The sequence below is a fragment of the Microbacterium sp. NPDC006705 genome (genome assembly GCF_044903545.1).
Taxonomy (GTDB): domain Bacteria; phylum Actinomycetota; class Actinomycetes; order Actinomycetales; family Microbacteriaceae; genus Microbacterium; species Microbacterium plantarum.
The window spans coordinates 1,615,299-1,640,716 of sequence record NZ_JBJDQQ010000001.1; the positions used below are offsets into that span (position 1 = coordinate 1,615,299).

At 70.7% G+C, this 25,418-nt stretch carries 27 protein-coding genes and 3 tRNA genes; 9 read left to right on the top strand and 21 right to left on the bottom strand.

Annotated elements, in window-relative coordinates; all coding sequences use genetic code 11:
- Positions 1-158 precede the first annotated feature (158 nt).
- The 12 genes from ACI2K6_RS07695 to tilS all read right to left on the bottom strand — a co-directional run bounded on the left by ACI2K6_RS07695 (position 159) and on the right by tilS (position 10,316).
- The gene (locus tag ACI2K6_RS07695; protein WP_282501919.1) at positions 159-797 is read right to left on the bottom strand and encodes an SUMF1/EgtB/PvdO family nonheme iron enzyme; all 639 of its coding nucleotides are present in this window, start codon (positions 795-797) and stop codon (positions 159-161) included.
- Complete coding sequence (locus tag ACI2K6_RS07700; protein WP_282501918.1) at positions 794-1,498, bottom strand: DUF2520 domain-containing protein; 705 nt, start codon at positions 1,496-1,498, stop codon at positions 794-796. The genes ACI2K6_RS07695 and ACI2K6_RS07700 overlap by 4 nt, the downstream gene beginning before the upstream one ends.
- Entirely contained in the window at positions 1,495-3,282 is a 1,788-nt protein-coding gene (locus ACI2K6_RS07705) for a PH domain-containing protein (RefSeq protein WP_404568350.1), read from the bottom strand. The genes ACI2K6_RS07700 and ACI2K6_RS07705 overlap by 4 nt, the downstream gene beginning before the upstream one ends.
- Positions 3,279-3,887, bottom strand: coding sequence for a PH domain-containing protein (locus ACI2K6_RS07710; RefSeq protein WP_274178197.1), 609 nt, complete (start codon positions 3,885-3,887; stop codon positions 3,279-3,281). Before ACI2K6_RS07710 ends, ACI2K6_RS07705 begins: the two co-directional genes overlap by 4 nt.
- The gene (locus ACI2K6_RS07715; protein WP_112615975.1) at positions 3,835-4,323 is read right to left on the bottom strand and encodes a DUF3180 domain-containing protein; all 489 of its coding nucleotides are present in this window, start codon (positions 4,321-4,323) and stop codon (positions 3,835-3,837) included. The genes ACI2K6_RS07710 and ACI2K6_RS07715 overlap by 53 nt, the downstream gene beginning before the upstream one ends.
- The gene (gene folK, locus ACI2K6_RS07720; RefSeq protein WP_274178196.1) at positions 4,320-4,868 is read right to left on the bottom strand and encodes a 2-amino-4-hydroxy-6-hydroxymethyldihydropteridine diphosphokinase; all 549 of its coding nucleotides are present in this window, start codon (positions 4,866-4,868) and stop codon (positions 4,320-4,322) included. The genes ACI2K6_RS07715 and folK overlap by 4 nt, the downstream gene beginning before the upstream one ends.
- Positions 4,865-5,233 (bottom strand): dihydroneopterin aldolase, encoded by a 369-nt coding sequence (folB, locus tag ACI2K6_RS07725; protein ID WP_274178195.1) that lies wholly within the window; start codon positions 5,231-5,233, stop codon positions 4,865-4,867. Before folB ends, folK begins: the two co-directional genes overlap by 4 nt.
- Complete coding sequence (gene folP / locus ACI2K6_RS07730) at positions 5,230-6,057, bottom strand: dihydropteroate synthase (protein ID WP_274178194.1); 828 nt, start codon at positions 6,055-6,057, stop codon at positions 5,230-5,232. The genes folB and folP overlap by 4 nt, the downstream gene beginning before the upstream one ends.
- Positions 6,054-6,644 (bottom strand): GTP cyclohydrolase I, encoded by a 591-nt coding sequence (gene folE, locus ACI2K6_RS07735; protein ID WP_112615969.1) that lies wholly within the window; start codon positions 6,642-6,644, stop codon positions 6,054-6,056. Before folE ends, folP begins: the two co-directional genes overlap by 4 nt.
- A 9-nt stretch (positions 6,645-6,653) precedes the next feature.
- On the bottom strand, positions 6,654-8,669 hold the full coding sequence (gene ftsH / locus ACI2K6_RS07740) for an ATP-dependent zinc metalloprotease FtsH (RefSeq protein ID WP_404568351.1): 2,016 nt from the start codon (positions 8,667-8,669) through the stop codon (positions 6,654-6,656).
- 84 nt (positions 8,670-8,753) lie between these two features.
- Complete coding sequence (gene hpt, locus ACI2K6_RS07745) at positions 8,754-9,305, bottom strand: hypoxanthine phosphoribosyltransferase (RefSeq protein ID WP_023952935.1); 552 nt, start codon at positions 9,303-9,305, stop codon at positions 8,754-8,756.
- Positions 9,306-9,314: 9 nt separating this feature from the next.
- Entirely contained in the window at positions 9,315-10,316 is a 1,002-nt protein-coding gene (tilS, locus tag ACI2K6_RS07750) for a tRNA lysidine(34) synthetase TilS (RefSeq protein ID WP_274178192.1), read from the bottom strand.
- A 160-nt stretch (positions 10,317-10,476) separates the two neighbouring features.
- Between tilS and ACI2K6_RS07755 the strand changes: the two genes are divergently transcribed.
- The gene (locus ACI2K6_RS07755) at positions 10,477-11,010 is read left to right on the top strand and encodes an inorganic diphosphatase (protein ID WP_120263697.1); all 534 of its coding nucleotides are present in this window, start codon (positions 10,477-10,479) and stop codon (positions 11,008-11,010) included.
- Between the two features lie 80 nt (positions 11,011-11,090).
- Here the strand turns inward: ACI2K6_RS07755 and ACI2K6_RS07760 are convergent, their stop codons facing one another.
- A complete protein-coding gene (locus ACI2K6_RS07760; protein ID WP_404568352.1) occupies positions 11,091-12,539 on the bottom strand; it encodes a M23 family metallopeptidase in 1,449 nt (482 codons plus the stop codon).
- Positions 12,540-12,767: 228 nt separating this feature from the next.
- Between ACI2K6_RS07760 and ACI2K6_RS07765 the strand changes: the two genes are divergently transcribed.
- The 4 genes from ACI2K6_RS07765 (at position 12,768) to ACI2K6_RS07780 (ending at position 13,463) form a co-directional block, all read left to right on the top strand.
- A tRNA-Glu gene (locus ACI2K6_RS07765) sits at positions 12,768-12,840 on the top strand.
- Between the two features lie 21 nt (positions 12,841-12,861).
- Positions 12,862-12,935: transfer RNA gene (locus tag ACI2K6_RS07770), tRNA-Asp, on the top strand.
- A 70-nt stretch (positions 12,936-13,005) separates the two neighbouring features.
- Positions 13,006-13,078: transfer RNA gene (locus ACI2K6_RS07775), tRNA-Phe, on the top strand.
- Positions 13,079-13,211: 133 nt separating this feature from the next.
- On the top strand, positions 13,212-13,463 hold the full coding sequence (locus tag ACI2K6_RS07780) for a hypothetical protein (protein ID WP_404568353.1): 252 nt from the start codon (positions 13,212-13,214) through the stop codon (positions 13,461-13,463).
- A gap of 73 nt (positions 13,464-13,536) precedes the next feature.
- Here ACI2K6_RS07780 and ACI2K6_RS07785 read toward each other — a convergent pair whose 3' ends face one another.
- From ACI2K6_RS07785 to ACI2K6_RS07795, 3 genes are all read right to left on the bottom strand, one after another.
- Positions 13,537-14,232 (bottom strand): SOS response-associated peptidase, encoded by a 696-nt coding sequence (locus ACI2K6_RS07785; RefSeq protein WP_404568354.1) that lies wholly within the window; start codon positions 14,230-14,232, stop codon positions 13,537-13,539.
- 81 nt (positions 14,233-14,313) lie between these two features.
- The gene (locus tag ACI2K6_RS07790; RefSeq protein WP_404568355.1) at positions 14,314-14,451 is read right to left on the bottom strand and encodes a hypothetical protein; all 138 of its coding nucleotides are present in this window, start codon (positions 14,449-14,451) and stop codon (positions 14,314-14,316) included.
- A gap of 16 nt (positions 14,452-14,467) precedes the next feature.
- Complete coding sequence (locus ACI2K6_RS07795; protein WP_274178188.1) at positions 14,468-15,352, bottom strand: DUF72 domain-containing protein; 885 nt, start codon at positions 15,350-15,352, stop codon at positions 14,468-14,470.
- A 140-nt stretch (positions 15,353-15,492) separates the two neighbouring features.
- Between ACI2K6_RS07795 and ACI2K6_RS07800 the strand changes: the two genes are divergently transcribed.
- From ACI2K6_RS07800 to ACI2K6_RS07815, 4 genes are all read left to right on the top strand, one after another.
- Positions 15,493-16,656, top strand: coding sequence for a polysaccharide deacetylase family protein (locus ACI2K6_RS07800; RefSeq protein WP_404568356.1), 1,164 nt, complete (start codon positions 15,493-15,495; stop codon positions 16,654-16,656).
- 95 nt (positions 16,657-16,751) lie between these two features.
- On the top strand, positions 16,752-17,879 hold the full coding sequence (locus ACI2K6_RS07805) for a glycosyltransferase (RefSeq protein ID WP_404568357.1): 1,128 nt from the start codon (positions 16,752-16,754) through the stop codon (positions 17,877-17,879).
- Between the two features lie 19 nt (positions 17,880-17,898).
- On the top strand, positions 17,899-18,159 hold the full coding sequence (locus ACI2K6_RS07810; protein ID WP_282501907.1) for a glutaredoxin domain-containing protein: 261 nt from the start codon (positions 17,899-17,901) through the stop codon (positions 18,157-18,159).
- A 331-nt stretch (positions 18,160-18,490) separates the two neighbouring features.
- Positions 18,491-20,095 carry a DEAD/DEAH box helicase gene (locus ACI2K6_RS07815; RefSeq protein WP_378716834.1) on the top strand — a complete coding sequence of 535 codons (1,605 nt, stop codon included), beginning with the start codon at positions 18,491-18,493 and terminating at the stop codon, positions 20,093-20,095.
- 146 nt (positions 20,096-20,241) lie between these two features.
- Here the strand turns inward: ACI2K6_RS07815 and ACI2K6_RS07820 are convergent, their stop codons facing one another.
- The 5 genes from ACI2K6_RS07820 to ACI2K6_RS07840 form a co-directional block, all read right to left on the bottom strand.
- Positions 20,242-21,363 (bottom strand): adenosine deaminase, encoded by a 1,122-nt coding sequence (locus tag ACI2K6_RS07820; RefSeq protein ID WP_404568358.1) that lies wholly within the window; start codon positions 21,361-21,363, stop codon positions 20,242-20,244.
- Positions 21,364-21,461: 98 nt separating this feature from the next.
- Positions 21,462-22,544 (bottom strand): extracellular solute-binding protein, encoded by a 1,083-nt coding sequence (locus tag ACI2K6_RS07825; protein ID WP_282501904.1) that lies wholly within the window; start codon positions 22,542-22,544, stop codon positions 21,462-21,464.
- Between the two features lie 85 nt (positions 22,545-22,629).
- Positions 22,630-23,622, bottom strand: coding sequence for an ABC transporter ATP-binding protein (locus tag ACI2K6_RS07830; RefSeq protein ID WP_274178183.1), 993 nt, complete (start codon positions 23,620-23,622; stop codon positions 22,630-22,632).
- A complete protein-coding gene (locus tag ACI2K6_RS07835) occupies positions 23,619-24,416 on the bottom strand; it encodes an ABC transporter permease (RefSeq protein ID WP_023952964.1) in 798 nt (265 codons plus the stop codon). Before ACI2K6_RS07835 ends, ACI2K6_RS07830 begins: the two co-directional genes overlap by 4 nt.
- Positions 24,413-25,234: an ABC transporter permease gene (locus ACI2K6_RS07840; RefSeq protein WP_274178182.1), complete on the bottom strand. Its 822-nt coding sequence runs from the start codon at positions 25,232-25,234 to the stop codon at positions 24,413-24,415. Before ACI2K6_RS07840 ends, ACI2K6_RS07835 begins: the two co-directional genes overlap by 4 nt.
- Positions 25,235-25,418 lie beyond the last annotated feature (184 nt).

Consider the following 25,418-nt stretch of genomic DNA (forward strand, 5'->3'; position numbering starts at 1 on the left):
CGACGTGCCAGTCTACCGAGCGTGCCGCGGGCGCTTGACGATACAGCCGTCGGACCGCTGGTGCTAGTGTCGCCTCGGCGGCGTCGCGGCACTACTCCAGCACCGCCGATCCGACGAGTGTGCACCTACCGGCCACCCGACGACCCCGAGCCGGGCCGCTAAGCGACGGCGCCGCGGGCGACGCGCAGGCCGATGTCGTCGTGAGCGCTGTCGGGGCGCGCCCCGCGGCGCGTTCCCGCCCGCACGGACGTCGCGGCATCGGCGAACCCGCCGCCCCGGAACACCCGGTCGCGCGACCCGGCATCGGGGGCGAAGAGGTCCCAGCACCACTCCGAGACGTTGCCGAGCATGTCGAAGAGGCCGAAGAGGTTCGGATGCCGCCCGCCCACGTTCTGCGGCGACGAGAGGTTGTCAGCGGCGGTCCAGGCGATCTCGGCGAGCGGGCCGTAGTGCGCGGCACGCGAGCCCGCACGGCAGGCGTACTCCCACTCGCGCTCGGTCGGCAGCCGATACCCGTCGGAGTCGTCGTACCAACGCACCTCGTCGCCGTCGACCGCGTAGGCGGGGTCGAGCCCCTCCCATTCCGACAGCGCGTTGCAGAACCGCACGGCTCTCAGCCACGACAGCTGCACCGCCGGACGCCGCGGGTGCGCGGCGGTCACCCCGAGCACCTCGCCGAGTTGCTCCTCGGTGACGGGATACACCCCGATCTCGAAGGACTCGACCCGCGGGCCCTGGCCCGCGCCCGCGACGGGCAGCTCTCCGGCCGGGATGCGGGCCAGCTCGACGTCGCTCACAGCAGTTCGTCGTCGGGGGTCGCGCCGCGGCCCGCCTCGGTCAGCGCCCGCTCGACGGTCGAGTGCACAAGGGTCGAGAGGAAGCGACCCGGGGCCGGCACTCCGGCGTCCTCGAGCAACGCGGCCGACTGCTGCACGATCGAGGCGGCGAACTGCGTCGCGGTCGCGATCGCCTCGCCGTAGGCCGGACGGTCGGCGTCGGCGACGACGACGGGCTCGCAGCCCAGCTCGACGGCGAGCGCCTGCCCGATCGGCAGGACGGCGGCCGGCGCGGTCACCGCGGCGTAGGCGCCCGTGAGCTGGCGGAGGTCGAGGGTCGACCCGGTGAACGCGATCGCCGGGTGCACGGCGAGCGGGATGGCTCCTCGTGCGGCGGCCGGCGCCAGCACATCGAGCCCGTGCCCGGGGTCGGTGTGCAGCACGAGCTGCCCGACCTGCCAGGCGCCGAGCTCGGCGAGACCGCTGACCAGCGGGCCGAGCTCGTCGTGCGGCACCGCGATCACGACCAGTTCGCTGCGACGCACGACCTCGTCGGCGTCGAGCACCGGCACCCCCGGGATGACCGCGTCGACCCGTTCCCGATCGGATCCCGCGGTGACGCCGGTCAGCGCGTGGCCGGCGCCCGCGAGCGCCGCGCCGATGACGGGTCCGACCCGGCCTGCGCCGATGATGCCGACGCCCAGGCGCGAGCTCGCGGTCATCGTTCGCTCTCCGGCGAGGTCTCCCCCGCGGGAGGCACATACGGCGGGGGCGGCACGGCGCCCGGCGGGAGCTCGGTCACGCTCGGCGGGGGCGGCACCGGGCTCGGGCCCGCGTTCGGGCTCGGCACGGGAACGGGCGCCGCCGGCACGGGAGGCACCGACTCAGCGACATCCGCCACCTCGGCCCAGCGGTGCGAGCGGTCGGATGCCGCGGCCGAGACGGCTACGTGGGCCACCCGCTCGAACGCTGCGATCACGTCGTCGCGGTCGATGCCCGCGACCGCGGTGAGCACCGGGCCCGAGACGGTATGAGCGCGCAGCGTCGCGACGCGCAGCGCGCGCGACACCGGCCCCTGGTGCAGCGCGACGGACTGCAGCCGGGCGAGCGGCAGCACCGCGAGCATGCGCCAGATCAGCCCGCGCCGCAGCATCAGCAGGTCACCCTCGATCGCGAGGCCGTTCCGCCGCCACGACAGCGGGCGCACGATGCGTGCCCGCCGCGGTGTCGTGACGTATCCCCCGGCGGACGAGCCGCCGAGCACACCGTTCCGGACGATCGCCGCGCGCTCCTCCTCGCTGACCGATGGCAGGATGAGGCCGAGCACCCGCTCGACGTCGGCGAGCGTGCCGACGGGAAGGACCGTGGTGAACTGATCGGTCGTCGTGTCGGAAGCGCTCCGGCCGGTCATGCGGTTGATCCGAACCGTCCACCACCCGAATCCGCGCCAGAGGATGGACTGCGTGATCTCTACGGCATGGATGCGTCCGGGAGGCAGGATCTCCGACACGGTCGTGAGCAGGCCGAACGTCACGCGCACGCCGTCGCGCGTCGGCGCGATCGAGTAGCGCAACGACTTCACGATCGTGCGCACCCAGTACGCGCCGAAACCGAGCAGCGCCGGGAAGTAGGCGAAGAGCACCCAGTACACGCCCTGCGACAGGGCGATCGCGAGCGCGGTAGCGCCCGCCAAAATCACGACGGTGCCCCAGCTGGCGAGCTGCGACCCGATGAGCCGCCCGGGTGGAATCCGGACGACCGACTCGGGCTCGGCGGCATCCGCGTCGTCGCCCTCGATGAGACCGGTGATGCCCCGGGCGACGGCGACGGCGACGGCGACGCGCGACCCGCCGGCCGCGGCCTCGGCGGCTCGCTGTTCGGCCAGACGCTGCCCCGAGGCCAGCCTCAGGATGTCGGCGCGGATCGTCTCGGCATTACCGGTGGAGAGGTATTCGAGCTTGACGTTCGCGTCGGCACCCGCACCCACGATCTCGAGCTTCGCCGCGCCCAGAAGCCGCGCGACGGCGGGGCGGGTGAGGTTGACGCCCTGCACCCGGTCGAGCGGTGCGCGACGATGCGTGCGCGAGAGGATGCCGCTGCGCACCTCGACGTCGTCGTCGGTGATGCGGAAGGTGTGGAAGCGCCACGACAGGTAGAACGCGCCGATGATGAGCGCGAGCACGCCGACGGTGACGAGCAGGGCGATCTGGAGGAGGTTGTTCGCCAGCACCCACCCGATCGGGTCGCCGGCGGCCTCGTACTCCTCCCACTCGTCAATGGGGGCGTCGGGAGCGAACGCCGGCACGAAGATGCTGATGAGCCGGTCGCGCATGTTCGCGACCACGATGCCGAGCACCACGAGCAGCGCCAGCCCGCCGCGCAGCAGCGGCGTCAGCGGATGCAGCCGGTGCCACTCACCGTCGCTCAGGGGTGAGCGGACGAGCTCGGCCGGCGGAGCGGAGACGGTCGCGTCGGCCGGGGGCGGGGTCGGTACGGGGTCGGTCACAGCCCGGTCCGCCGCGATTCAGCCACCGACATCAGGTGGTCGCGCAGCGCCTCGGCAGCCTGCTGCGTGAGGCCCGGGATCACGACGCCCGTCGCTGCCGCGGCCGTGACGAACTTCAGCTGCGCGATGCCGAACCCGCGGTCCATCGGCCCGTGCGTGATGTCGACGAGCTGCATGCGGCCGTACGGCACGGCGACCATGCGCTGCCACAGGATCCCGCGGCGGAAGACCAGGTCGTCTTCGCGCAGCTGGTATCCGATCGAGCGCACCTGGCGCGGCAGGATCGCCATGCCCGCCAGGGTCAGCACGATGAGGATGATGCCGGGGATCAGCAGCCAGGGCAGATCGAAGACCAGAAGCGCCACGAGCAGCGCGGCGACGATGATCGCCAGGATGAACCCGTTGCTGATCAGCTGCACGGTGAGGTATTTGCGCGAGATCTGGTGCCAGACGCCCTGCTCGAGGGCGAGACGCCCGGCTCCGCGGGGCTCGCGGATGCGGTCGTACGTGCCGGCGTCGAGGGTGGCGTCGATCGCGCCGGACTCCGCAGCGTCAGTGGTGGGAGGGAGTGGCGTCGGGCTCGGGTGGTCCGGGCTGGTCGTCATCGTCGTCCTTCCGAATGGTGCAGAGCTGTTCTGCGATCACACCGGCCGCCACGAGCACGACGGCTCCGACGATCGCGGCGACGACCGCTCCCGTCGAGCCTACTGACGGCGGGACCGGCCGTGTGAGAAGGAAGAGCAGGAGGCCGACGCCGATACCGCCCACGAGCGCTCCGACGATGCTCGACGCCTTCGCCAGCATCGCGACGCGCACGGCGCGGAACGGGTCGACCCGCGGAGCCTGACCCCGGGTCGCCCGACGGATCGGCAGCGCGAGGGCGATGACCGAGACCGCCAGCAGCACGAAAAGCACCGGGAGCATGACCGACGGGGTGAAGGTCGCGCGCCCCGCCCCCGTGAGCACCTGATCGATGACGAACCCCGCGGCGATGCCGAGCACCGCCGACACGATGAGGGTCGCGGGAGACGTTCGTCTCACGGCGTGCTCCCGGGCAGCGCGGCCAGCAGCGCGTCGACGCGCCCGCGTCCGGGGAGCACGGCGTCGGGGTCGACCGCGAGCCACGGCCGGAGCACGAAGTCGCGCTCGTGCGCACGCGGATGCGGCAGGACAAGCGTCGGGGTCTCGCAGACGACGTCGCCGTGCGCGATGAGGTCGAGATCGAGCGTGCGATCCTGCCACCGGGCCTGGTCGGCCGAGCGCGGGGCCCGGCCGTGACGCTCCTCGATCGCGTGCAGGTAACCGAGCAGCACGCTGGGCGCCAGCCGCGTGTCGACGAGGGCGACCGTGTTGAGATAGGCCGGGGCCGCGGCATCCGGTCCGTCGAGGGTCAGCGCGACCGTCTCGATCGGGCCGGCCGACCGCAGGACCCGGGTGAGCGGCAGCCGGTCGAGCTCAGCGATCGCTCGCGCGACCGTGTCGGCCCGGTCGCCGAGGTTCGCGCCGATCGCGACGACGGCTCGACGCGCGGGCGCGCTGTCGGCCGGGCGGGGCTCGGGCGATTCTTGGGCGAGGCGGCGGCTCATCGGTTCTCCCGTCGTCGGGTGAGGGTCACGCTGACATCGCCGAAGGGCACCGCGATGGGCGCCTGCGGCTTGTGCACGGTCACGGCGACGGCATCCACGCGATCGAAAGCGAGGGCCGCGCTGGCGATACGGTCGGCGACCGTCTCGATAAGGTCCGCGGGCTCGCCCGCCAAGATCGCGGCGACCTGCTCGGCCAGCTCTCCGTAGTGGACGGTGTCGGCGACGTCGTCGCTCGCGGCGGCGTCGGCCAGCGACAGGTCGAGCTCGACGTCGGCGATGAACTCCTGGCCCTCGCGTCGTTCGTGCTCGTAGACGCCGTGGTACCCGACGGCCCGGATGCCGCGCACCGTGATGCGGTCGCTCATGGGGCCTCCCGCCATCGCGCACGCACGGCCAGCGCGTCGCGGGTCGTCGCGACATCGTGCACGCGCACTCCCCATGCTCCTGCATCGGCCGCCAGCACGCTCGTGACGGCGGTCGCGAGATCGCGCCGGTCGATATCGGTGGCGCCCGCGTCGGTGCCGTCCGCGCCGGGGGCGTCTCCGATCGCCTCGCGCAGGAAGCCTTTGCGGCTCGTGCCGACGAGCACGCGCTTGCCGAGCCCGGCGATGCGTTCGAGGTGGCGCAGCACGGTCCAGTTCTGGTCGCCGCGCTTGCCGAAGCCGATGCCCGGGTCGAGGACGATGCGCGAGGGGGCGATGCCGGCCGCGGCTGCGGCGCTGACGCGGTCCTGGAGCTCGGCGATCACTTCTCCGACGACGTCGTCGTAGCGGGCCGTGGCGTACATGTCCGTCGAGTGTCCGCGCCAGTGCCCGATGACGACCTCCGCATCGGATGCCGCGACCGCCGCGAACATGTCGGGATCGGCCAGGCCGCCCGAGACATCGTTGACCATGCGGGCCCCCGCGGCGACGGCGGCCGCGGCGGTGCCGGCGTTCATGGTGTCGACGCTCACGGCGATGCCGCGCGCCGCGAGCGCCTCGACCACCGGGACGACCCGCTCGCGCTCGACATCGGGGTCGACGCGCTCGGCGCCCGGGCGGGTCGACTCGCCGCCGACGTCGACGATGTGCGCGCCGCTGCGACGCAAGGCCTCGGCGTGACCGACGGCGGCGTCGAGGTCGAGGTAGCGCCCACCGTCGCTGAACGAGTCGGGCGTGACGTTGAGGATGCCCATGATCGCCGTCATGCCGCACCGCCCGAGATGAGGGCGATGAGCTCGGCCCGCTCGGCCGGCCCGGTGTAGACGCCGCGCGCAGCGACCGTCACGGTCGAGGCATCCGTCTGGCGTCCGCCGCGCATCGTGACGCACTCGTGGGCGGCATCGAGCACGACGAGCACGCCGCGCGCGTCGAGTGCGCCGGCGATGGTGTCGGCGATCTGCTCGCCGAGGCGCTCCTGCACCTGCGGCCGCGCGGCGAGGGTGTCGACCACGCGCGGCAGCGCGCCGAGCCCGACCACCTGCTCACCCGGCAGGTACGCGATGTGAGCGTGCCCCGCGAAGGGCAGCAGGTGATGCTCGCAGAACGAGCGGAACCGGATCCCGCGCACCATGACCGCGCCCGACGGGAGCGTGTCGGGCGCCGGGCCCCGCGCGACCGAGATCGTGTGCGCGAGGGGTTCGGCGGCGTCAGCGCCGACTCCCGAGAAGAACTCCGCGTACGCGTCGGCGACCCGCTGCGGGGTCTGCTTCAGCCCGGGACGGTCGGGGTCCTCCCCGATCGCCTCGAGCAGGTCGCGCACGAGGGCGGCGACGCGTTCGCGATCGACGGCCACGCCCCGAGCCTACGCGGTCGCGGGTCGCGCCTGCCCCGAGGGGCGACGGTGCGGAGCCCGCTCGGCGGCGGTCTCGGCTTCGGTCTCGGCGACGGTGGATGCCGCCAGCCCGGCCTCCTCGCGACGCTTGGGGACGTCGATCGGGGGCAGGCTCGACACCGGGCGGTCCTGGCTCGAGAGCCACTGCGGGCGCGGCGGGAGCTTCTTGATGTCCTTGAAGATCTCGGCGAGCTGCAGGTGGTCGAGGGTCTCCTCTTCGAGCAGCGCGAGCGCGAGCTTGTCGAGGATGTCGCGGTTGGCGTTGATGACCTCGTACGCCTCGTTGTGAGCCTGCTCGATCAGCAGCCGGACCTCGGCGTCGACGCGCTCCGCGATGCGCTCGGAGAAGTCGCGGCCGTGACCCATGTCGCGGCCCATGAACACCTCGCCCGACGACGACCCGAGCTTCACGGGGCCGACCTCGGTCGTCATCCCGTACTCGGTGACCATCTTGCGGGCGATGCCCGTGGCCTTCTCGATGTCGTTGGAGGCGCCGGTCGTCGGGTCGTGGAACACGACCTCTTCGGCGACGCGTCCGCCCATCGCGTAGGTGAGCTGGTCCTGGAGCTCGTTGCGCGTGACGGAGTACTTGTCTTCGAGCGGCAGCACCATCGTGTACCCGAGCGCCTTGCCGCGCGGAAGGATCGTGACCTTCGTGACCGGGTCGGAGTGGTTCATCGCCGCAGCGGCGAGGGCGTGGCCGCCCTCGTGGTACGCCGTGATGAGCTTCTCCTTGTCCTTCATGACGCGGGTGCGGCGCTGCGGACCGGCGATCACGCGGTCGATCGCCTCGTCGAGCGCGCGCATGTCGATCAGCTGCGCGTTGGAGCGCGCGGTCAGCAGCGCGGCCTCGTTCAGCACGTTCGCCAGGTCGGCACCGGTGAAGCCCGGGGTCTTGCGAGCGATGACGGCGAGGTCGACCGAGGGCGAGAGCGGCTTGCCGCGTCCGTGCACCTCGAGGATCTTCTGACGGCCCTTCAGGTCGGGGGCGTCGACGCCGATCTGCCGGTCGAAGCGGCCCGGACGCAGCAGCGCCGGGTCGAGGATGTCGGGACGGTTGGTCGCCGCGATGACGAGAACCGAGACCTTCGGATCGAAGCCGTCCATCTCCACCAGCATCTGGTTGAGCGTCTGCTCGCGCTCGTCGTGACCGCCGCCCATGCCGGCGCCGCGGTGGCGGCCGACGGCGTCGATCTCGTCGATGAAGATGATGGCGGGCGAGTTCTCCTTCGCCTCCTTGAAGAGGTCGCGAACGCGGCTCGCGCCGACGCCGACGAACATCTCGACGAAGTCCGAACCCGAGATCGAGTAGAACGGGACGCCCGCCTCGCCCGCGACAGCGCGTGCGAGGAGCGTCTTACCGGTTCCGGGAGGGCCGTACAGCAGCACGCCCTTCGGGATGCGGGCGCCGACGGCCTGGAACTTGGTCGGGTCCTTCAGGAAGTCCTTGATCTCCTGCATCTCCTCGATGGCCTCGTCGGAGCCGGCCACGTCGCCGAAGGTGACCGTCGGGGTCTCCTTCGTGACGAGCTTGGCCTTCGACTTGCCGAACTGCATGACGCGGCTGCCGCCGCCCTGCGCGCTCGACATCAGGAACCAGAAGAGCAGGCCCAGCAGCACGAGCGGCAGCATGAGCGAGAGGAAGCCGTCGAACCACGTGGCCCGCGGCACGACGTCGTTGTATCCGTCGGCGGGGTTCGCCGCGTCGACGGCCGCGACGACCTCGTCGGCACGTGCGGAGGTGTAGTAGAACTGCACCTGCTTCGAGCCCTCGAAGTCGTCGGAGAGCGTCAGATCGACGCGCTGATCGCCGTCCGTGGTCTGCACCTTCGTGACGGTGTCGCCCTTGAGCAGCTCGAATCCCTGCTGGGTCGTGATCTGCTTCGCGCCGGCGAGGCTGGAGATCAGCATGAAGCCGATCAGCAGCAGCGCGCCGATGAGCAACACGTACATCAGCGGGTTGCGCGTGACTTTCTTGACGTCCATGGTGCGATCAGGCTACCCCGCGCCGACTATGCGGGCTCTGTGCGTTCGTTTTGGGCGTACCGGGAGCCGGCACGCGAAGCCCGTTCAGCTGTAGACGTGGGGCGCGAGGATCGCGACATCCCGCAGGTTGCGGTACTTCTCCGCATAGTCGAGGCCGTAGCCCACGACGAAGTCGTTCGGGATGTCGAAGCCGACGTACCGGCAGTCGATCTCGACCTTCGCGGCCTCGGGCTTGCGCAGCAGCGCGAGCACTTCGAGCGACTCGGCACCGCGCGACTGGAAGTTCTCGAGCAGCCAGCTGAGGGTCAGGCCCGAGTCGATGATGTCCTCGACGATGAGGACGTGCTTGCCGTGCAGATCGGCGTCGAGGTCCTTCCGGATCTGGACGACACCGCTCGACTTCGTGCTCGCGCCGTAGGATGACACCGCCATCCAGTCCATCGTGATGTCGCGCTTGAGCGCGCGGGCGAAGTCGGCCATGACCATCACGGCACCCTTGAGCACGCCGACGAGGATGAGCTCCTTGCCCTCGTAGTCGGCCTCGACCCGGGCGGCGAGCTCGGCGAGCTTGGCCTGGATCTCCTCCTCCGTGACGAGGACGTCGGTGAGCTGGTCGGCGATCTCGGCAGCACGCATGCGACGAGTTTAGGCGCCGCTCCCGCCCGCCGAGAACTCGACGAGTCGGCCGACGCGGCGGGCGCGGCATCCGGGAAGGTCGATCGGCCCCTGGCCGGAGTAATCGGTGACGAGCCGGGCGACCTCGAGGGTCTGGGTGCGGGTCAGGCTCTCGTGGAACTCGCTCTGCACGACGTGGCGGATGATGCGGTGGCGCAGCGCCGGCGGGTTGGCGGCGAGCGCGGCGACCGAGATCGCGATGCCCGCCTCGGCCGGCTCGACGATGTCTTCGATCGTCTCGGCGATCATGTCGTCGAAGGCCTGCGCGTCCTCGCGCAGATGCTCGGCGGTGCGCGCGAGCGCCTCGGCCACGCCGGGGCCGAGCTCGGCCTCGAGAAGCGGAAGGACGCGGTCGCGGACCCTCACCCGGCTGAAGCGATCGTCACGGTTGTGCGGGTCGAGCCAGGGCTCGAGCCCAGCCGCCGCGCAGGCCGCGACGGTGGTCTCGCGCCGCACCGCCAGCAGTGGACGGAGCCAGCGCACCCCGGAATCGTCGTCGGTGCGGTCGGGCGCCATGCCCGCGAGGCTCGTGGCGCCGGAACCTCGAGCGAGCCCGAGCAGCACCGTCTCGGCCTGGTCGTCGAGCGTGTGACCGAGCAGGACCGCGACGGCGTTCGCGTCGCGCGCGGCATGCCGCAGCACCCCGTAACGCGCGTCGCGGGCCGCAGCCTCGGGGCCGCCCGCGGTGCCGACCTCGACGCGCACCACCAGCGGGTCGAGGCCGAGGCCTGCCGCGGCCCGCGCGGCAGTGAGCGCGACCTCGTCGGAACCGGGCTGCAGCCCGTGGTCGACCGTCACCGAAGCCGCGCGCAGGCCGAGCTTCGGAGCCTCGAAGGCCGTCGCGGCGGCGAGGGCCAGCGAGTCGGGCCCGCCCGAGAGCGCGACGATCACGGTGCTGCCGGCAGGCAGCGCCGACAGCGATGCGCGCACGGCGCGACGGACCTCGGCGATGGCGGGGCTGAGCGACGGCACGCCCCTACGGTAGCCGTGCTCGTGCCGTCGCCAGGCTGGAGCGGCGCAGCGCGGCCCCGTCGCGGGCGCGAAACCCGGGCTGAGCCTTGTATAGGGCGCGGCGGGCGGCGCAAGTAGGCTGGACGGCGGCATCCCACCGTCTTATCGAAGGAGCACACGTATGGGCGCGTACGACGCCGTCATCGAAATCCCCCGCGGCAGCCGCGTGAAGTACGAGGTCGACCACGGCACCGGCCGGGTCTTCCTCGACCGCGTGCTGTTCACGCCGATGGGATACCCCAGCAACTACGGCTTCTTCGAGAACACTCTCGGCGAGGACGGCGACCCGCTCGACGTGCTCGTGCTGCTCGACCGCGACATCTACCCCGGCGTGCTGGCGAAGGTCCGCCCCGTCGCCGTGCTGAAGATGAGCGACGAGGCCGGTGGCGACGACAAGGTCGTGGCCGTGCTCGCGAAGGACCCGCGCTGGGCGCACATCCAGGATGTCGGCGACATCGACGACTGGACCAAGAACGAGATCGGCCACTTCTTCGAGCACTACAAGGACCTCGAGCCCAACAAGTGGGTCAAGGTCGACGAGTGGGCCGGCGCCGCTGAGGCCGAGCGTCTCGTCTCCGAGGCGTTCGAGCGCTTCGAGGAGCACGAGGGCCAGACGAAGACGCAGGGTGAGGGCGAAGCGCCCAACTCGCTCTGACGCTCAGACGAACGCGAGGAGGGGCGGATGCTGCGGCATCCGCCCCTCCTTCGTCGTTCCGGGCTCGCGAGCGCTGAGGCTCAGACCGAGATGCCCCGATCGCGCAGGAACGGCGCGGGGTCGATGCGCTCGCCGTTGCGGTAGATCTCGAAGTGCAGGTGGCAGCCCTGCGAGATGCCGGTATTACCGGCATAGGCGATGACCTGTCCGGCCGAGACGCGCTGCCCGTATCCGACGTTGAAGCCGCCGTTCTGGATGTGCGCGTAGCCCGAGATGATGCCGCCGCCGTGGTCGACCTTGATGTAGTTGCCCCAGCTGTTCGTGTACGCCGCGAAGACGACGGTGCCGGATGCCGCGGCATAGATCGGGGCGCTGCATCCGCCGGCGAAGTCGATGCCGCGGTGCCCGCTGGTGCACACACCGCCAGAGCAGATGGTGCCGCGATTGCCATACCAGGAGCTGATGTAGCCGGGACCGGGGCGCACCCAGCCGGAGGGCTGGACCTGTCCGGCGCCGCCACCGCCGCCGCCACCGCCGCCGCCGCCGCCACTGTTGCCGCCGCCACCGCCACCGCCGCCACCGCTGTTGCCTGCGGCGGCTGCCGCTGCTGCGGCCTCCTGGCGACGACGCTCTTCCTCGGCGGCACGACGGGCTGCCTCTTCTCGCTCGCGGCGACGACGCTCCTCGTCGCGACGGCGCTGCTCTTCGACTCCGGCCTGGTAACCGGCGACCGTCGTCGCCGTCTCGTCCTTGAGCGCCGCGAGCTGCGCCTGCAGGGTCGCCATGTTCGCGGTCTGCTCTTCGAGGGCCGCCTGAGCCGCCGTCGCAGCTTCCTGCGCGGCGATCATCTTCTGCTCGGCTTCGACCTTGAGGCGGTCGCGCTCGTCGCGCGCGACGCCGGCCTGGTCGCTGAGGCTCTGTGCGGTCTCGCGGGCGGCGACGGCATCCGTGTATACGCCTCGGTTCGCCTGCAGCAGCTTGTCCATGGTGCCGAGACGGGCCAGCAGATCGTCGGCGCTGGCCGCGGAGTCGGAGAAGAAGAGCTTGAGGCTCGTGTCGTCGCCACCGTTCCGGTAGAGCTGGGCGGCCAGCTTGCCGGCGCGGCGCGCGGCCTCAAGGGCGGCGGCGGACTGCGCGTCCGCCTGCTCCTGCAGCGAGGTGGCGCGGGCACTGGCGTCTTCGAACGCGGCTTGGGCCTGCGCGTACTCCTCGCCCAGGCGCGCGGCCTCGGCCTGCTTGTACGCGACATCTGCGGCGAGGTCGGAGATCAGCTTCTCGATACGCGAGATCTCGGCGGCCTTCGCCGCCTCGTTGCCCTTGGCGCGCTGCACGTCATCCCACGACGGATAGCCCTCGATACCGAAGGCCGACGGGATGCCGGGGGCGAGAAATGCCGTCGCTGCGACGAAGCCGACGGCGCCGAGGCCGAGGGCGCCACGGCGCGAGATCAGCTGGGAGAGCTTCTTGCTCTCTGCGGGCGTCGGGGCGCAGCCGCAGTCTTCCGGGGAGTCGAGGCTCTCGTATCGCACGCGGGTGATCCTCCATATCGCGTGAGCAACTTCGTTCACAGTAGCAACACACGTCACAACACCGGAAGCGTCGTCGACGACGTCCGGAGCGTGCGAACCCGGCCATTGTGACCCGGAGACACGCCCGGGCGGCGGACGCCACGCCCCCGATTCGCACATCCGCGCCGGATCGCATATGCTTGTCCCTCGGTAAGCGTGAACGTTTGACTCCCGGGTCTGGGTTCGCTCGGCCCCATCGTTTAGCGGCCTAGGACGCCGCCCTTTCACGGCGGTAGCACGGGTTCGAATCCCGTTGGGGTCACTCCCACAACTTAATAAGCATGGCCCTGTAGCGCAGTTGGTTAGCGTGCCGCCCTGTCACGGCGGAGGTCGCGGGTTCAAGTCCCGTCAGGGTCGCTCTAAAGCGACGGGCCCTTTGGTTTCCAGAGGGCCTTTCGTCTAGGACATGGCATCTCTGACGCCATGCGGCTCTGTAGCTCAGTTGGTAGAGCGCACGACTGAAAATCGTGAGGTCACGGGATCGACGCCCGTCGGAGCCACACGGACCGTCATTACAACGGTCCCAGAAACCCTCGCCTAGCTTCTACATGGCGGGGGTTTTGCTTTGGGCTGGCGCCGCAGCGCGTCGCGCCGGCCGGGCCGGCAAGCGCCGACGGCCGCTATCGTCTTGGCATGAAGGCGTCGCTCCAGCTGCAGAGTCCCCGCACGCAGCGCCTGCGCCGGTGGGCGGTGGTGCTGGCCGCATTCAGTGCCGCCGCGTTCATTGCGTCGATTGTTTTCGCGGGCCTGCTTCCGGATGCCCCGGCACTGGTTTACCCGGCACTGCACCTCGTCGGGCTCGCGACCGCACTCGCCGGATACATCCTGTGGCAGCGGTCGGACCCCGCGTACGACTACCGGCAGGAGCCGACAGCCGACGAGTGACGTCGCCGGACGGCGCGCCAGCGCAGGCGTCACGACGCCCCCCGCACGCCACCGGCACGACAACCGCCACCGGCTAGGCCACCGGGTCCAGCAGCGTCGGGTCGGCGGGATCGACCGTGCGGGAGTTGCTGACCTTGCGGTCGACGACGTGCTCGCGGATCGTCGAGGCGACCTGACCGGATGTGTGCTCGAGCATCGCGAGCGTCTCCGCCTTGCGGTCACCGGTGAGCTTCTCTGGGCTCAGCCAGGCATCCCAGGTATCCGGTGTCAGCAAGGCCGGCATCCGGTCGTGCACCTGTCCGCTCGCATCCCGCGCCTCGCGGGTGATGACGACGAAGCAACGCGTCTTCTCGCCGGTCGGCAGTTCCATCGACCAGGTGAGCCCGGCAGCCGAGAGCAAGCGGTCGCCGTGGAGGAAGTGCGGGGTCTTCGGGGTCTTCTCACCGGTCCACTCGAAGTAGCCCCGCATCGGAACAATGCATCGAGCCGCGCTGAATGCCGGCGCCCAGAATCCCTGGGCCAGCTTCTCCATCCGCGCGTTGATGATCGGACCGCCCCGCGGGCGATTCGCCGGCTTCTGCCAGTCCCAGCGCACGAGCTCCAGGACCCGCCCTTCGCCCCGGTCGCGGACGATTGGCGCATCCTCGGTCGGCGCGATCGAGTACGCACCGGCCCACGACTTCACCCAGTCCTCGGGGTCGCCGCCCTCGGCGACGTACTCCCGGATCAGCTCGTCCGTCTTGGCGTCGTTCGCGAATCGACCGCACATGTCAGCGACCCTACGGCCCGGGGCGGACGGCGTCGAGCAGATACCTCTGCACCTTGGCCGAGGTACGGAGGCCCGACAGGCTCAGGCCGGCTCGGTGACGCGGACGAGTCCGCAGTTCAGACACGACCACGCCACGAGGAACGCCTCGTCGTCGAGGATCTCGAAGCGCAGCGGCTCGCCGCAGGTCGGGCAGACCCACGGTGCCGGCTGCGCGCTCACGCGCCATCCCGATCGGTCACCCGCCGAGCCTAAACGCCGCATCGCACCGTCGGGCGAGAGCGACGGCATCGTGCGGCGCCCTCCCCCGGGCGTCGTTGTCGAAGTACACCCACACGTCACGCGGACGGCCATCGGATGCCGCCGAGCCGTCGGCCCATCCGCGGATGCGGTCCGCCCACTCGTCGAGCTCGGCGTCGGTGTACCCGCTGGCGTACAGGTCGGTCGCACCGTGCAGCCGGACGTACACGTGCCCCGCGGTCGTGACCTCCTCGAACCGGGGGAAGCGTCCGGCGGTGTCGGCCACCACGAGAGCGATGTCGTGCGCACGCAGCAGCGCGAGCGCGGCGTCCGAACCGAACCCGGCCGACCGAGGCTCGAGGGCGTGACGGATCGGACGGTCCTCCTCGATCTCGAGCCACGCCCGTCCGTCGAGGCGTTCGTCGTGCCGCTCGGCGAGCGCGAGGGCCTCGCCCGTCGTCCGCGGCAGGAGGGCGAGGAACTCCTCGAGCACATCGGCGTCGAACTCCTCGCGTTCGGGGAGCTGCCAGAGCACAGGTCCGAGCTGCCGTCCGAGCGCGAGCACCCCTGAGGCGAAGAAGTTCGCCAGCGCCGTCTCGACTCCGCGCAGCCGCAGCATGTGCGTGACGTAGCGCGAGCCTTTGACGGCGAAGACGAACGACTCAGGCACCTCGCTCCGCCACCGCTGATAGCTCGACGGGCGCTGCAGCGAATAGAACGACCCGTTCAGCTCGGCCGTCGACATCCGCTCCCCGACGTATTCGAGCTCGCGTCGCTGCGCGAGTCCCGTCGGGTAGAAGTCGCCGCGCCACCCGGCATACCGCCAACCCGAGATGCCGACGCGCACCCGGCCGGCGTCGGCTCCTGCAGGTGGCGCGTTCATGATTCCGCAGTCTCCGCCCGCGAACCAAGCATGAAAAGGGGGTTGCCCTCGGGGCCGCATCCCAAAACACCGGCGCGTACCCGCATAGCCGAGCGCCCTAGGATTCGACGGACGCACCGGGCACCACAGGGGGAGTAACGATGGGCGCAACGCGACGTTCGAACGCGGGAGGACGGCGCAAGCGCCGGGCGATCGGCATCGGGGCAGCCCTCACCGGGGTTCTGCTCGTTGCAGCGGTCGGGGGCTGGTTCGCCGTCGACGCGATGCAGCGCGCGAGCACGACGCCCGACCCGGCGGCATCCGAGCCCACCCCCGCCCCCACGACCGACGCCGCGACCCCGACGCCCGAACCGCTGTCGCCGGCGGAGCAGCTCATCGCCGATGCGGACGATCCGAACGCGTGCGCCGTGTCGTTCACGGGCGATGCGATCGACATCGCCCCGGTCCTCGAGACGCAGGGGAAGCCCTACGCCTCCCTGCCGCTCCCCTCGCGGGAGGGCATGGTGTTCGCCGGCTGGTACGACACCGCCGAGCATGCCGCGGCTCTGTCGATTCCCGGCCGCCTGAACGGCGCGGATGCCGTCGCCTGCGACGCCCGGCAGCGCACCGTGCACGCCGCATGGATGAGCGCCGCCGACAACGACGGTGCGAAGACGCGCGTCCCGATCCTGATGTACCACCAGTTCACGACGAAGCCGGAAGGCGAATCGGGCTGGCTCCGCGGCAACTACGCCTACATCGGCGACTGGGAAGCTCACCTGAAGTACATCTCCGAGCAGCAGTTCTACCTGCCGACATGGCCGGAGCTGAGCGCCTTCATCGACGGCCGGCTCTTCCTGCCCGACCACTCGGTCATCATCACCGACGACGACGCCGACCCGACGTGGCTCGAGCTCGCCGTGCCGCTCGTCGAGAGATACCGCGTGATGACGACATCCTTCGTGATCACCTCCAACGGGCCCGGGCCCGAACTCACCCCCTACGTGCTCAAGCGCTCGCACACCCACGACATGCACTCCGCGGGAGCCGACGGGCAGGGGCGCATCGTCAACTGGACGCACGACGAGATCGTCGCCGACCTCGAGACCTCGGCGAGCGTGCTCGGCGGCGCGAAAGAGGTGATCGCGTACCCGTTCGGCCACCACAACGACGCGGCCAAGCAGGCGGTCGCCGACGCGGGCTTCGAGATGGCGCGCACCATCGAGCCCGGCTACGTGTCGATTGGAACCGACAAGCTGGCGCTGCCGGTGGTCCGCGTCAACTACGGGATGACCGTGGATGACATCAAGAAGTCCATCGGGTGAATCTCAGGCGATATCCAAAGAGTCAACGGGTTGTACGCATATGAATCCTCAGTACTGTGTGAACTCCCCCGTCCGTTTCCACTTGCGAGCGATTCATGGATCTGACGATCGTCGTCCCGACCTTCAACGAAGGCCCGAACGTCGTGGAGCTGCTGCGGCGGATCGATGACGCGGTCGACGACCGGATGATCGAGGTCGTCTTCGTCGACGACTCCACCGACGACACCCCCGCCATCATCGAGCGGGCGGCGAAGACGGCCGACTTCCCGGTGCGACTGATCCACCGCGACGAGCCGGTGGCGGGACTCGGCGGGGCCGTGGTCGACGGCATCCGGGCCGCGAACTCGTCGTGGTGTCTCGTGATGGACGGCGACCTGCAGCATCCTCCTGAGGACATCCCGCGGCTGCTGGCGCGAGCCGACCGCGGCGACGTCGATGTCGTCGTCGCCTCGCGCTACATCGCCGGCGGCGACTCGAAGGGCCTCGCCGACGCCACGCGAACGACCGTCTCGCGCGCGTCGACACTGCTGACCAAGGCGATGTTCCCCCGCAAGCTCGGTGAGTGCAGCGACCCGATGACCGGGTTCTTCCTGGTTGACCGCGACACGATCGACATCGACGCTCTGCGTCCGCGCGGCTTCAAGATCCTGCTCGAGATCCTCGCTCGCCGGCACATGCGCGTCGCCGAGGTGCCGTTCGCCTTCGCGCCCCGCTACGCCGGATCGTCGAAGGCGACCTTCACGCAGGGCATCCGGTTCCTCACGCAGCTGCTGATGCTCCGCTTCGGGCGGATGTCGGCGTTCGCGCTCGTCGGCGGCGTCGGCGCCATCGCGAACCTGGTGATCATGTGGGGCCTCATCCGGCTCGGCATGGACTATCTGCCGGCATCCATCATCGCGAGCGAGATCACGATCATCGGCAACTTCCTGTTGCTGGAATACCTCGTCTTCAGCGATATGCGCTCGGAATCGGGCAGCATGACGCAGCGGTTCGTGAAATCGTTCACCTTCAACAACGCCGAGGCGATCATCCGGATCCCGGTGCTGTGGGTGCTCGTCGAGAACGCACACATCCCGAGCGTCATCGCCGCGGGACTGACCCTCATCGCCGCGTTCGTCGTGCGCTTCGTGTTCCACGCGCTCGTCGTCTACGCACCCAAGAAGCAGCGCGTCGCCCCGGTGCTCGAGGCCGCCCCCGAGCGCGCCCGGGCCGCCGAGTACTGAGCGGACGTACCCTGGAAGCATGACCGCTTCCACCGACACGATCACGATGTTCGGCGCCGACTGGTGCCGCGACTGCCGCCGCACGAAGGCTCAGCTCGAGGAGCTCGGCGTCGACTACACCTACATCGACCTCGAGGCGGAGCCCGCCGCGGCCGACGTCGCGCGCGAGATCTCGGGCCGCACCCAGATCCCCGTGGTGGTCTACCCCGACGCGACCCACCACGTCGAGCCGAGCAACGACGACGTGGCAGCCAAGCTGCGCGAGCTCTCGCTCATCTGACCTGCGCGCGTTCCGTACGCTGTGCGCGTGCGCGGATGCAAGACATCCGGTCCGACACCCCGTGACGGATGCCGTCCGGCCGGGGTGTCGGGCCGAATCCCTTGCATCGCGACGCGCAGGCCCCGGCCAGGGACCGGACCGTCATACAGGCGGGCACTGGTAGGCTGGGGGTTCTTGTGGCGCGCTCGCGCCGCACGCGTCGTAGAACGCCTTCCGCCCACCGGGTCACGACCGGCATCCCGCGGACTCTTTCGTACGGCGACCCCGCATGCGCACCCGCATCCGGGCCACCGATCAGGGCGCCGACGTGCGCCCGGAGACACACTCCCTCATGACTGACACCACTTTCCGCACGCTCGGCGTGCCCGCTCCCCTCGTCGAAGCGCTCGCGAAGGACGGCAAGACCACCGCCTTCCCGATCCAGGTCGATACCCTGCCCGACACGCTCGCCGGACGCGACGTGCTCGGCCGCGGCAAGACCGGCTCGGGCAAGACTCTCGCCTTCTCGATCCCGATGGCCGCGCGCCTCGGCGGCGAGCTCGCCGGCGGCAGCCGCCGCGCTGCCCGCATCCTGGGCCTCGTCCTCGCCCCGACCCGCGAGCTCGCGACGCAGATCAACGCGACCCTCGAGCCGCTCGCGGCGGCCTACGGCATGAAGACGACCACCATCTTCGGCGGCGTCAACCAGAACCGTCAGGTGCAGGCGCTCAACGCCGGCGTCGACATCGTCGTCGCCTGCCCGGGCCGCCTCGAAGACCTGCTGCAGCAGCGCCACCTGACGCTCGACTCGGTCGAGATCACGGTCATCGACGAGGCCGACCACATGGCCGACCTCGGCTTCCTCCCCGCCGTCACGCGCATCCTCGACAAGACGCCGCGCGACGGACAGCGCATGCTGTTCAGCGCGACCCTCGACAACGGCGTGGACAAGCTCGTCAAGCGCTTCCTGCAGAACGAGGTCCTCCACTCGGTCGACGAGGCCCACTCCCCCGTCGCGGCGATGACGCACCACGTGTTCCACCTCGCCGGCGCGGAGGAGAAGAAGGATGTCGTCAAGGCGCTCGCCTCGGGCATGGGCCGCCGCATCCTGTTCACCCGCACCAAGCACGCCGCGAAGAAGCTCGCCAAGCAGCTGACTTCGCAGGGCATCCCCTCGGTCGACCTGCACGGCAACCTCTCCCAGCCGCAGCGCGACCGCAACCTCGCCGCGTTCTCGTCGGGCGCCGCGAAGGTGCTCGTCGCGACGGATGTCGCCGCGCGCGGTGTCCACGTCGACGACGTCGAGCTGGTCGTGCACGTCGACCCGCCCATGGAGCACAAGGCGTACCTGCACCGTTCGGGTCGCACCGCCCGCGCGGGCGCCGAGGGCGCCGTCGTCACCCTCGTGATGCCAGGCCAGGAGCGCGACGTCAAGGACCTGCTCCGCAAGGCCGCCATCGCGGTCACCCCGATCACGGTCACGGCCGAGTCGCCCGAGGTCGTCGCCCTCGTCGGAAAGGTCGCGCCCTACGTGACTCCGGCGCCGGTCGAGGTCGCACCCCGCGGCACGAGCCAGGGCGCCAACGCGCAGCGCAAGCGCGCCGCACGTGACGCTCGCGAGGGCGGTTCGTCGAACGGCGGCGGTCGCTCCGGCGGTGGCCGCGGTCGCGGCGGACGCACCCAGGGTCAGGGCCAGGGCGCTGCCGGTGGTCGCGACGGCCAGGGCGCACGCTCGGGCGGTCAGCGCGACCAGCAGCAGAGCCGCGGCGGGCAGCAGTCCTCGCGCGGCGGTCAGACCAGCGACCGCGCGCCCCGCGAGACGCGCGACGCCGCTCCCGCGGGCAACCCGCGCCGCACCGGCCGTCGCGCCTCGTCGAACGGCGGTGCCGCCGGCGGCAAGCTCATGGTCGGTTCGGTCGTGCGCCAGAACAGCGCCGGCCGCCGCGGCGGTCGCTGACCCGCAGCATCCGGCTCACCCCGGCATTCGGCGCTGCCCCGCCCGCCGAGAACGCACGCTCGCCGCGAGAACGCACCCTCAATCGTGCGTGCTCGCAGCGACGGTGCGTTCTCGGCGCAACCCGGCGCCCGGCCGGGGGCCGGGGCTCAGACGGAGAGCGCGAAGTCGGCGTCGAGCGCGTCGATCTCGGCGGTGACCTCGGCGACGCGACGCGCACGCTGCTCGCCGGGCAGCCAGGATGCCTCGAACGACGAGATCGCCATGCGGCGGACCTGCTCGTGCGTGGCGCCGATCTGGTCCGCGACGATGCCGTACTCGGCGGCGAGCGTCGTGGGGAACATGCCCGGGTCGTCCGAGCACGGGATGACGTTGAGCCCGGCCTCGAGCATCGCGGCGATCGACGCGCGACGCCAGGGCCGCCACGAGCGGCGTGACGTGGTCGAGGCGACGGTGAACGCGACCTGGTCCTCGCGCATCCGCTCGACGACGGCGTCGTCCTCGAGCACGTAGTAGCCGTGGTCGATGCGGTCGCAGCCGAGCAGGTCGAGGCAGGTGATGGTGTTGACCGCAGTCGGCGCGTGCTCGGACGAGTGCGCCGTACGGCCGAGGCCGGCCTCGCCCGCCAGGCGGTACGCGTCGACGAAGCGCTCGGGCGGACCGGCCGTCTCGAGGTTGTCGAGGCCGATGCCCGCGACGTACGGGTGCGGGTTGTCGACGACGCGGCGGACGACCGCGAGGGCCTCCTCGCCGCTGCGGCTGCGGTCGATGCCCTGGATCATCAGACCCGTCATCCCGAAATCGCGCTCCGCCATGCGGATGCCCTCGGCGTACGCCTCGACCGCGCCGAGATATCCGAGCGACTCGAGGTGCGGCGGCAGCGCGTCGAAGAACAGCTCGAGGTGGCGGGTGCCGCTGCGGCGGTGCGCGTCCTCGAACGCCTCGTAGACGATGCGGGTCAGGTCGTCGGCATCCCGGAGCACCTCGACCACCCAGTTCGACACCTGGAAGAGCGAGTACGACACCTCGGGCTCGTCGGCGCTGCGCTGCTGCGGGACCGGGATGCGCGTGTTGCGGTACAGCGCGGGGTCGGGCGGCAGCGAGTTGATGTCGGCGAAGATGCGCTCGGGGTCGGCGGGCAGCTCGAGCGACTCCCGGCGGGCCAGCTCGGCGAACGTCGACGCGCGCACGGTCCCGATGAGGTGGCAGTGCAGGTCGGCCTTCGGCAGGCGCTGGAGGTAATCGACGGGGAGGGATGCTGCGGAAGTCATGGTGCCGTTCGTACTCGTGGAGCGATGCGGTCGGGGAACCGCGAGAAGAGGCCCGGCCACCGAGGATGGGGGGGTGCTCGGCGGCCGGGCGGTCTGGATCAGCGCGAGGCGACCTCGCGCGCGAACCGCTCGACCCACTGCGCGCGGTTCGGGACGACCTCGGCCGGGTCGAGCGTGGCGTAGCCCGCCGCGATCGGGTCGGCGGCGATGTCGCCGACGACAGCGGTGATCTCGGCGGGGATCGTCGCGTCGAGGGCGACGGGGAGGTCGCCGACGATCTCGGCCGACGCGGTCTGGGCCTCGACGGACAGCAGGTAGTCGATGAACGCGTACGCACCCTCGAGGTTCTTCGCACCGCTGGGGATCATGGCCCGGTTGGTGGCCATGTAGCGGCCCTCGGCCGGAGCGGTCCACGCGACGGGCTCACCCGAGGCGACGAGCGTCGTGGCGAAGCCGCTGAGGGCATCGGCCGCGACGATCTCGCCCTGGGTGAGGAGGTTGGTGACCTCCGTCGACGACGAGTAGAACTGCAGGATGTTCGGCGCCCATCCGCCGATCGTCGTGTATGCGGTATCGATGTCGTACGGGCCGTCGCCGAAGGTCGAGGCGACGCCCGAGACGGCGAGCTGCCCGGCCGTCACGGCGATGTCGGGGAAGGCGAGACGACCGCTGTAGGCGGAGTCGGCGTAGAGCGACCAGTCGGCGGCCTGCGCGGCATCCAGCTCGTCGGTGTTGTACAGCGTGCCGTTGAGCTGGTAGCTGTAGGCCGGGCCGTCGTAGCCCTCCTCGACGGCGAAGTCGGCGATCTTCGCGAGGTTGGGGACGTCGGACTCGTCGAAGTCCTGGAACAGGTCCTGCTCCTGCCCGGATGCCGCGAAGGTGTCGGAGATCAGCATGACGTCGATGCCGGCGTCGCCACCCGCGAGCTGCAGCTGCGACAGACGGTCGGCGTTCGAGCCGGTCTCGATCTCGACCGTGATGCCCGTCTTCTCGGTGAAGGGGTCGACGATCGCCTCCTGGAACTGCTCGACCCCGAACGGGAACGCGCTGACGACGATGGAGTCGCTCGAGCCACCGTCGCCGGAGTCTCCCGAGCCGCCGGAGCAGCCGGTGACGACAAGGGCCGTGGCGACGACGGCGGCGGATGCCGCGAGGACGCGGCTGGTGCGGGTGCGGATCATGCGAGTTCCTCTCGGGGCTCTGCGGGCGGGCCGCAGGGGCGCGGGTGCTGGTGCGGGTGCGGGTCGGGCGGGACGGCGGATGCGTTCAGGCGGCGAGGCGGATGAGCCGGGCCGCGGGAGCGGTGACGGTGACCCGGTCGCCCGGGCGTGCAGCGACGGCCTCGTCGCGAACGTCGGCGATGAGACGCACGGCCGCGCCGGTGGCGTCCGCAGTCTCGACCGTCACGAGACGGTCGACCCCGCGGTAGGCGACGTCGAGCACGACTCCGTCGAGCGCGAGCCCGGTGCCGTCGGCGGGGAGTCCGAGAGCGAGATGCTCGGGGCGCACGGTCGTGAACGAACCGTCAGCGGCGGCGAGGAAGTTCTCGTAGCCGAGGAACTCCGCGACGAAACGATTGGCCGGATCGGTGAAGACCTCAGAGGGAGCACCCTCCTGCATGATGCGGCCGTCGCGCATGAGGACCATGCGGTCCGACATCTCGAGCGCCTCGTCCTGATCGTGCGTGACGAGCACGACGGTCAGGCCGGTCTCGGACTGGATGCGGCGGATCTCGGCGCGCATCTGCACGCGCAGGCGCGCGTCGAGGTTCGACAGCGGCTCGTCGAGCAGGAGCAGGGTCGGGCGGATGGCGATGGCGCGCGCGAGAGCCACGCGCTGCTGCTGCCCGCCCGAGAGCTTTTTGGGCCGGCTCGCCGCGAGGTGTCCGAGACCGACGAGATCGAGCGACTCCTCGACGCGGCGGCGGCGCTCCGCTGCCGGGACCTTGCGCAGCTTCAGGCCGTATCCGACGTTCTCGGCCACGCTCATGTGCGGGAACAGGGCGTACGACTGGAACACCATGCCGAGCCCGCGCCGCTCGGGCGGGGTGCGGGTGGCGTCCTCGCCCGCGATCATGATGCGGCCCGAGGTGGGCTGCGTGTAACCCGCGAGCATCCGCAGCGAGGTGGTCTTGCCGCATCCGCTCGGCCCGAGCAGCGTGGTGAGCTGCCCCGACGGGATGGCGAGGTCGATGTCGTCGACGGCGGTGAAGTCGCCGAAGCGCTGGGTCACCCCGACGAACTCTGCTGCGGTGGTCATCGGTTGATCCCTCCGAAGATGCGGGCGAAGCCGACCGTGCGCTCGGCGATGACGGCGATGACGACGGTGCCCGCGAGGATGATGGTGCTCGTGGCCGCGACCATCGGGTCGTAGCTCTGCTGGACGTAGTCGAGCATGGTGACGGGGAGCGTGCGGAAGTCACGGCTCTGCAGCAGCAGCGACAGCGGCACGTTGTTGAACGAGGTGACGAAGCTCAGCAGCCCGGCCGAGAAGATGCCGGGGCGCAGCAGGGGCAGCGTGACCGAGAAGAAGGCGCGCAGCGGCGAGGCGCCGAGGCCGCGCGCCGCCTCTTCGATGCCGGGATCGGCGAGTGCGAGCGACGCCCCGGTGACCCGCACCGCGTAGGGCAGCATCAGCACGGTGTGGCCGATGAGCAGCACCGGGAAGTTGTCGAGGCGCAGGCCGATCATCAGCTGCTGGTAGAGCGCGAGGCCGACGACGAGCTCGGGGACGATGAGCGGCGAGAGGAACAGCCCCTCGACGAGCCCCTTGCCGGGGAGCCGGCCGCGGTGGATCGCCAGCGTCACCGGAACCCCGATGAGCAGCGCGAGCACCGTCGCGATGAGGGCGAGCTGGAGGCTCGACAGCAGCGCGCTGATGAACGGGTCGTAGTTCAGCGCTGCCTCGAACCACTGCAGCGAGAAGCCCTCGGGCGGGAAGCGCAGGGTGCGTCCGCCCGTGAACGCCGTGGCGACCACGAAGAGGATCGGCACGATCATGATGATGTAGCCGGCGACGGCGAGGGATGCCGCGACGGGACGACTCGTCTTCACGCGGTGGCCCCCCGTCGTCCGACGACGGCGGACAGGCCCGACACGGCGAACACGAGGACCGTCATGATGATGGCCGTCGCACTGGCCGCCGCCCAGTCGATCGTCACGCTCGAGTACGAGTAGAGCTGCGTCGACAGCATCCGCTGGCTCGATCCGCCGAGCAGGTAGGGGGTCGTGTAGGCGGTGACGCTCCCCGCGAAGACGAGGGTCGACGCGACGACCATGCCCGGCGCCGAGAGCGGCACGACGATGCCCCAGAAGGTACGGGTGCGGCTCGCGCCGAGACCGCGCGCGGCGTCGTCCAGTCCGGGGTCGACCTGAGCGACGGCGGAGTAGCAGGAGATGATCGCGAGCGGCAGGAAGAGCTGCGTCAGACCCAGCACGATCGCGAGCTCGGTGTAGAGCAGCTGCGGCGCGCGGTCGACGAGTCCCAGCCCCGTGAGCAGCTGACCGATCGCGCCGTTCGACCCCAGCAGCACGAGCCAGCCGAAGGTGCGCACGACATTGCTCAGCAGCAGCGGGAAGATCGCGAGGGCGAGCAGCACACCCGACCAGCGCGAGCTCGAGCGGGCGAGCAGGTAGGCGATCGGGAACCCCAGCACGATGCAGATCACGGTGACGATGAGGCCCAGCCCGACCGTGCGCCCGATGATCGCGAGATCGAACGGGTCGGTCAGCATCCGGCCGAGGCGTTCGAGGATGTCGACCAGGCTGACACCGGGAGGGGCGAACAGCATCGCGATCGACGGGATGAGGAACCCCGCCAGCAGGAGCGCGAGCCCGGGAAGGGCCAGCAGTCCGGTGCGGCGTGAAACCACGAGCGAACTCCGTTCGTGCGAGGGGGTGCGGGTGCAACCGGTTGCGCAACCGGTTGCTCCTACCGTAGAGCCCACTCGGGGAGGCGCGCGACAATTCGTGTTAACACCGTGTAAAACCGGCGTTCATCGGCGGCGCAACCGGTTGCTCCCGCTCAGTAGGATGAGCGGACCGTCGCGCCATGCG

What these genes read in the sequence shown, in the direction of transcription:
- ACI2K6_RS07700 (WP_282501918.1), bottom strand. Translation starts at nt 1,498, where the DNA reads ATGACCGCGAGCTCGCGCCTGGGCGTCGGCATCATCGGCGCAGGCCGG.
- ACI2K6_RS07710 (WP_274178197.1), bottom strand. Translation starts at nt 3,887, where the DNA reads ATGACGACCAGCCCGGACCACCCGAGCCCGACGCCACTCCCTCCCACC.
- folK (WP_274178196.1), bottom strand. Translation starts at nt 4,868, where the DNA reads ATGAGCCGCCGCCTCGCCCAAGAATCGCCCGAGCCCCGCCCGGCCGAC.
- folB (WP_274178195.1), bottom strand. Translation starts at nt 5,233, where the DNA reads ATGAGCGACCGCATCACGGTGCGCGGCATCCGGGCCGTCGGGTACCAC.
- folP (WP_274178194.1), bottom strand. Translation starts at nt 6,057, where the DNA reads ATGACGGCGATCATGGGCATCCTCAACGTCACGCCCGACTCGTTCAGC.
- ftsH (WP_404568351.1), bottom strand. Translation starts at nt 8,669, where the DNA reads ATGGACGTCAAGAAAGTCACGCGCAACCCGCTGATGTACGTGTTGCTC.
- hpt (WP_023952935.1), bottom strand. Translation starts at nt 9,305, where the DNA reads ATGCGTGCTGCCGAGATCGCCGACCAGCTCACCGACGTCCTCGTCACG.
- ACI2K6_RS07755 (WP_120263697.1), top strand. Translation starts at nt 10,477, where the DNA reads ATGGGCGCGTACGACGCCGTCATCGAAATCCCCCGCGGCAGCCGCGTG.
- ACI2K6_RS07780 (WP_404568353.1), top strand. Translation starts at nt 13,212, where the DNA reads ATGAAGGCGTCGCTCCAGCTGCAGAGTCCCCGCACGCAGCGCCTGCGC.
- ACI2K6_RS07785 (WP_404568354.1), bottom strand. Translation starts at nt 14,232, where the DNA reads ATGTGCGGTCGATTCGCGAACGACGCCAAGACGGACGAGCTGATCCGG.
- ACI2K6_RS07795 (WP_274178188.1), bottom strand. Translation starts at nt 15,352, where the DNA reads ATGAACGCGCCACCTGCAGGAGCCGACGCCGGCCGGGTGCGCGTCGGC.
- ACI2K6_RS07800 (WP_404568356.1), top strand. Translation starts at nt 15,493, where the DNA reads ATGGGCGCAACGCGACGTTCGAACGCGGGAGGACGGCGCAAGCGCCGG.
- ACI2K6_RS07805 (WP_404568357.1), top strand. Translation starts at nt 16,752, where the DNA reads ATGGATCTGACGATCGTCGTCCCGACCTTCAACGAAGGCCCGAACGTC.
- ACI2K6_RS07810 (WP_282501907.1), top strand. Translation starts at nt 17,899, where the DNA reads ATGACCGCTTCCACCGACACGATCACGATGTTCGGCGCCGACTGGTGC.
- ACI2K6_RS07815 (WP_378716834.1), top strand. Translation starts at nt 18,491, where the DNA reads ATGACTGACACCACTTTCCGCACGCTCGGCGTGCCCGCTCCCCTCGTC.
- ACI2K6_RS07820 (WP_404568358.1), bottom strand. Translation starts at nt 21,363, where the DNA reads ATGACTTCCGCAGCATCCCTCCCCGTCGATTACCTCCAGCGCCTGCCG.
- ACI2K6_RS07825 (WP_282501904.1), bottom strand. Translation starts at nt 22,544, where the DNA reads ATGATCCGCACCCGCACCAGCCGCGTCCTCGCGGCATCCGCCGCCGTC.
- ACI2K6_RS07830 (WP_274178183.1), bottom strand. Translation starts at nt 23,622, where the DNA reads ATGACCACCGCAGCAGAGTTCGTCGGGGTGACCCAGCGCTTCGGCGAC.